We start from the raw sequence: 6,094 nt of genomic DNA, 5'->3' as shown, positions 1-6,094 counted from the left end.
GTTCGGGCCGGTCAGAGTGGTCGCGCCAGGCTTGACCGAAATCTTCAGACCGGTGGCCGGCCCCGGAGGCGTGGTCAGCGTGGGGATGTCCACGTTGATGTCGGACTCGGACGAGTCGTACTCGGCGGCCGCGGGCTCAACTGCGGACCAGGTCGGATTGGACCCGTCGCCCCACACAAAGTCCATCTCGATCGAGAAGTACTTGGAGGAGCCAATTCCCTCGCCGGCGAGCGGGTAGTTCTCCCCGTCCGGCGCATCGCCCGGATCGCAGGTCACCAGGTAGGTCGCGGTTTCAGTGTGATCGGTGAAGATGCTCTTCGGGAAAGCCGCAGTGACCCAGCGAGACGCGTAGACGCCCTGGCGGTCGATTGGCTGCCCATCGAGGCCCGCGCCGGCGAGGTCGTCGATGTAGACGACTGCCGGGAACCGGTTCGGGTCAGTGGTGCCGTCTGCCCACACCAAGTACACGCGCGAGGATCCGCGGTAATGCTCCGGGCATCCGACTGTGGTCGTCAGTTGCTGCGGACCGCCAAGGGTAGCGACCGTGCCGCTGTACACGTCAAGGTAGAGGTCGCCAATACGATTGGCTGGGTCCACGCCAGGCGGGAGTGCCTGAGCTGGAGCGCTCAGGAGCAGGCCGGCAGCGGCGGTTGCCAGGGCGGCTGCGGCGGCGAGTCCGGCGCGGCGGCGAAGGGGTTTGATGGTTGACATTGGATTGCCTTTCTCAGTGATTGGTTGATTGCTTGTGAATGGATTGGTTTGTGGCATGGCTGAGCCTGCTCAGTTTGTCCGGTAGGACGCGGCATCGCCCGCCTTGTACAAGTTGCCCTTGATCGTGACGCCATTCCCCAATGTGTCGCGATTGATGAGAGAGCCGAAGCCGAAGTCTTCAATCACATATGACTCGCCATCGGGGCTTTCTGCCCAGTAGACAGCGCCTTCGGTGACGCTCGCGGTGGAAGGATTGTCGATGAAGGCGTAGGCGAGGTTGGTGTTGCTCGCGATCGCGTCGTATTCCACGACAGTAAAGACCGCCCGCTTGACCGGGAAAGCGGTGTTGAGGACGCCGTTCCTGATCGGGTCGATCCCGTCGATCTTGGCCAGCGTCGCGCTATGGCGACGATCCACCACGGACACGCTGTAAAGGATGGTCAGATTGGAGGCTCTGCTTTGGGCGATGTATTGGGCGATTGAGAACGGCACAATCGCGTTCGGAATCGCATCCAGCACGGCGCCGTCATGTTCCTGAACCAGTGTGTTGCCCGTGCCGTAGGTCCACCTGACGGCGCTACCGAGTTCCTGCTCCGTCAATCCGAGTTCGCCTATGAAGAATGAGCGCGTGCCCGAACCGGTCTGGGGCAGGAACGGAACCAAGTCGGTGCCGATCACGTAGCTGGAGCCCGCCTCGGTCGTTACTGTGTCCCCATTGCTTGCGGAATAGATCGCGGTGAGGTCATCGACGCTCAAGTTCCGCGGGAGGGTCGTGTTCGCATTCGCGACTGCATAGGTGACCGCGTCCACTGCCAGCGGAACGTATGAATAATCACCAGATGTGCTGTACGGCACGCCGCTAGACGACCGTGCGAACTGTAGGTCGTTGCTGTTGAGGGAACCGCTGGATGTTCCACGAGGGTTGGTCAACGACTGGCCGTCAACCGCCGCTCTGAGAGCCGCGACGCCTTGGCCGGAGCCGTTAGGACGTGGAATCGAAGTACCGCCGGTGCGGGTGACGATGAAGTCGCCTTGCCCAGATGGCACGGTGGCGTCCCAGGACCCCAGGATCAGAGCACCCGACTGGTTGGTGACCACGGCCGCAAGTGCGTTATTGAGGTCTTGGGTGGTGTCCGAGCCGGTTCCGTTGAGTGTCCGGTTGCGCGTGTAGGCTCCGGTGTCCGGGTTCACCGGATCGGCCAGGGCCGGTCCGGCTGATAGCGCCAGCACGGCCGCTGCCGCGCCAAGCGTCGCGAGTGCGCCGATGGCGCGCTTGCGTTGGTTACTCATTGAATCTCCTTGTAGAATCGGAGGTTGTTCGAGCGCCCGGTTGGGCGCTCGTTGGTTGCCCCTGCTCCGCGCAAGCGTCTGTCTAGGACGCGCGGGGCGGGGGCCTCCCTTTGCGACCGGCTGAGAGCCGGTGCCAGGAAAGTCTTAGTTGGCTGCGGCGACATGGTCATCGTGGTTGTGCGATCAGTAGACATAACCGCTCTTGAAGATGGTTGTGTTGCCGCAGTGAGGGGTTGTGAGGAAGCCGTAGTGCGTGATGGTCGAGCCGGATTGGCAGACGTAAGACTGCTGTCCCACGAATGTGTTCTGCAACATCACGTCGAGGTCACTGGTGCCGCTAAGCCGCGAGGTCTGAACCACGTTGAACAGCAGGCGCCGGGCCGGGAAGTCGGGGTTGATCGCGCCGTCCACGACCGGCAAGACGACGCCCCAGTAGTAATCATCCAGCGCGCCAAGTTGCACGTCGTTGTAGGCGACGGTGTTGGGCTCGACGTTGTTGTCTTGGGCGATCCAGGATCCCACGGAGAAGGGCATGATCTCGCCGATCCCGTCGATCTGGGAGCCATCGTTTTCCGGCAGGACGTTCAGAATCCACGAGGCTTGGGTTTCCGTGACGCCGATGTATTCCAAGAAGTACTGCCTGGCATCAGACCCTAATGGGGGCAGCGCGGGGTCGTAGGTCCGCAAGACACCGTTCCTGTCCACGAAAGTGGTGACGGTGCCCCGGTAGATCGCGGCCAGATCCTCGGGGGTGAGGTAAAGCGGCACGGAGGCGTAGCCGTGGTCAGAATACGCGTAGGTGACCGCATCTTGGGCGAACGGTATGTAGGTCAGATCATCGCCATACTCCGAAGGCGGCCTGGAAGACCTGGCGAAGTCGATTTGATTCGCGATGCCCACCTGGGTGGTGGACTCGCCAGTGGTCTGCGGCCAGGTGTCGCTAACGGCCGAGCGGGTGAGCGCCCTGACGCCAGCCGTTGAGCCATTGGGCCGGTTGAAGGCCGATCCAACGGCGCGCGTTTGGATGAGGAGCGGGCCGGTCGAGTCGTATGACCCGATGATCATGCTTCCGCTCGGTTGGATGGAGTCAGCGAGACCGTCGAGAACGTACTGTGTGGTGCCGCTGCCGACTCCGGCGAGCGGCGGGTGGATTCCCGGTGGGTCGGCCAGGGCCGGGACTGAGGGTGCCCCCAGCACAGCTGCGGCCGCGCCAATGGTTGCGAGGGTGCCCAAGAGGTGCCTGCGGTGGGTTTTCATTTTGTCTCCTTCAAGGTGGAAATGATTCGCATCCAGCGGGGCGTGGTCATGGTGCCGCCTCGCGGCGGCGGAGGAGCGCGGGCCCGGCAACGACTCCGGCTAGGCCGACTGCAAACAGCACGCCCAGCGTGCGGCGGGCAGGCGGCGCGGCGCCGGCGGTGGCCGCCTCAGTCTTGGCCTCGGTTTGCGTGATGGCTGTGTTGGACCCCACCGCAATGGGGTCCTCCAACGGCGTGCGGTTTCCAGGATCGGCGTTGTCTTGTGTGAAGCCGCTCGTCTGGGCGTTGGCCGAGAGAGCATTGTTTCCGTCGCCATTCGAATGCTGCCCGCTGCCATCGCTGTTGGGAGACTCCCCATTACCGGGATTCGGGCTCGCGGGCTGCTGCGACTCCTCACGGTCGTCGGCCGCACCCGTCAGCAGTGTGGCGGCCAAGGATCGGGCGGCGGCGGCTTGGGAGCCTGTCAGCGGCACATAGCCAAGGGGCAGGCTGCCGCGGACACCATCTTGGATGTTGCCCTGTCCGGCCGCGTATTCCAACAAGTCCGCGTAGTCCTCGCGGGCTTCAGAGTCCAGGCCCATTGCGTTCAGATCGACTGCGGCGTACACCGTGGCGGCTAGCGGATATGCGCCGCTTGGCAGTGCTGCCGGGTCGGTCACGGCGACCCCGGTGGATGGATCGGGCTGATTAGCGGCGATGGCCGCGGCGACGCTCTCATCGCTGTAGGCCACGAATTCACGCGCTTCCGCCACGTTCTCAGCGGTGGTCTTGTAGGTGAGAGGCAAAGCCAGGCTGGCAGCGGTAAGCCCGTAATTGCGGGCATCCGCGCCGGTGACTGGACCGAGAATCAGACGTCCAAACCGTTCGGTTGGGAGTGCTGGTGTCCCGGTTACAAAGAAGCCCACGTTGGCGCCGGAAAACTTGTTTGGGTCCCAGACGAACGTCACACGCCGGTCAGCCTTGAGGATTCTGACGGCGTTCTCCGCGAAGGTGCCGGAGTACGGACTGTAGGATGTCGAATCGACGGTCAAGCCACGGAAAAGCTCTTGGGCGGTCTCCTGATCTGGGGCGATTGTCTGGTCGGCCTTGGGCATGGTGTCGATGGGGGAGTTGAGGAGGTCATAACCGCCGCCAGCCGCACTTGGGTGCGTGGGCGGCAGGTAGTACCGGTTGACGGTGTTGCCCCATGGGTCGGGTTCGCCGCTTAGGAAGGCGACCGCGTCGGCGTCGGCCAGCACATAGCGCCACAATTGCTGGATCAGATCATCGCCCTGCGGCCCTACAGCCGTCCAGACGCACCGTCCCCATTGCCGCTGCAGGACTGGATTGCCTAGCGCGGCCCACTCCGGATCTACTACCACGGTGTCGGTGGCCAAGTAGTCCATGGATTCGCTCGCCGCAGACGTACTGGATACCTGCGGAACATCGTACTTGTAGGACTGGGTTAGCAGTTTGGCGAGGAGGCGGGGAGTGAGCTTGAGGTCTTCCACCGGACCGCCACCATCATCTGCGGCCCGCCTTTCCATCAGGAAGCCGATTGCCATGCCGCTGTTGACGAGCGGCGCGTATGCCAGGTCGGACTGCTCCAACAGTGTTGGGTCGGCCAGTCCGATGTTGTCGACGGTGGCCGCACTGGAAACAGCTGCCATGGAGGCCTGGCCCGTCAAGAGTTGCTGGCGGACCAGATTGGCCGAACCTGTGGTGAACGAGAAGGTGGCGCTTTCCTGGCACAGGCGCGGTTGCCAGGAACTCAAAGCCCGAGAGAGCAACTGGCTGCCAACTACGCGGCGTTCCGCCGAGCCGTCTGGGCAGGTCAGGCGTGGGTTGTCAAAATCAAGCGGGATCACCAGCCTGTCATCCCAAAACGAGCACTTCGCCGAGATCGGCGAACCTGCTTGGCCGTACGGTGTCTCGGCACCATACGGTATTCCGTCTCCCGCGAATGGATGGCACCGGTCCGCTGCGCCGGTGGTGCCAGCGTAGGAGCCGGAGTGCTGTCCCCGCGGAACTATGACTAGCCAACAGCGTTCGCCGCCCGCAGTCGGGTCGCCGCAGCCAAGATAAGGCTGGGCAGCAGCGGACTGGACCACGAAGCTTATGGGGCTGCCGATTTCCGAAACAGGTCCCAGCAGCACCTCGTTCGAGTTGGCGTGCGTGAAGAACTCTGCCAGCCCGCTATTTGGAGAGCGGCCCTGAGGAGGGACGACGGTCTGGTTTTCTTGGCCGGTGACGGCCTTGAAACTGAGGCCGTCGCGGCTCACGCTGCTGGCAGTCAGGAGCATGGTCGCCACGGCGTCGTCGAGAGTGCCGCCAATCTCAAGGGGCGAGTAGCCGCCCCATTGGCACCGCTCGGCGAGACCATCTCCCAGGGGCGGGCCCCAGCACTGGAACAACTGCAAGAAGTTGTTGCGGCCGCTCTTGTCGTTGGCGATCCCGGTCTCTGTCGTTCGCATGCCGGTGGCTGTCACCGTGATCGCCTGGTCGATCAGGCCAGCGGTCTGCGAGACGGTGATCTTGAGGTCCTTGAAGTCGTCCCAGTGGCCGGAGCCCGCGTCGTTGCCGTTTCCGTCCGAGGTGAGCGCCGCATGATCGGGCTGGACCGCCGCGACTTCCGCTGCGGACGCCTTGGCGGCCGCGCCCACGCGCACCTCCCCGGTTCCCCAAGCGATTTCGATCCAGGAGTCGCTGGTCACAGTCGGGGGCGATGCGCCCTCCGCACGCGGGCCCGGCAGGGCCGCCAGGCCAATTCCGGCGGCCAGGGCCAGGGCCAGGCCGCCTGCGGCCGCTCGCATGCCGCGCCGGGTCACGCCTACGAGTCCAGTCGGGCGGAAATGGGG

Annotated in this window: 4 protein-coding genes; all 4 read right to left on the bottom strand. The window is 64.0% G+C overall.

Annotated features, from left to right (window positions below; translation table 11 throughout):
* Positions 1 to 711 (bottom strand): hypothetical protein (locus tag LBC97_14380; GenBank protein ID MDR2567216.1); only part of this gene is annotated, 711 nt, incomplete at its 3' end.
* Between the two features lie 69 nt (positions 712 to 780).
* Positions 781 to 2,001, bottom strand: coding sequence for a hypothetical protein (locus tag LBC97_14375; GenBank protein MDR2567215.1), 1,221 nt, complete (start codon positions 1,999 to 2,001; stop codon positions 781 to 783).
* Positions 2,002 to 2,184: 183 nt separating this feature from the next.
* On the bottom strand, positions 2,185 to 3,258 hold the full coding sequence (locus LBC97_14370) for a substrate-binding domain-containing protein (GenBank protein MDR2567214.1): 1,074 nt from the start codon (positions 3,256 to 3,258) through the stop codon (positions 2,185 to 2,187).
* Positions 3,259 to 3,304: 46 nt separating this feature from the next.
* Positions 3,305 to 6,064 carry a hypothetical protein gene (locus LBC97_14365; protein MDR2567213.1) on the bottom strand — a complete coding sequence of 920 codons (2,760 nt, stop codon included), beginning with the start codon at positions 6,062 to 6,064 and terminating at the stop codon, positions 3,305 to 3,307.
* Positions 6,065 to 6,094 lie beyond the last annotated feature (30 nt).

Source organism: Bifidobacteriaceae bacterium (genome assembly GCA_031281585.1).
GTDB lineage: Bacteria > Actinomycetota > Actinomycetes > Actinomycetales > WQXJ01 > JAIRTF01.
The sequence above is the reverse complement of the archived record's forward strand: the minus strand, read 5'-3'. Positions and strand labels throughout refer to the sequence as shown.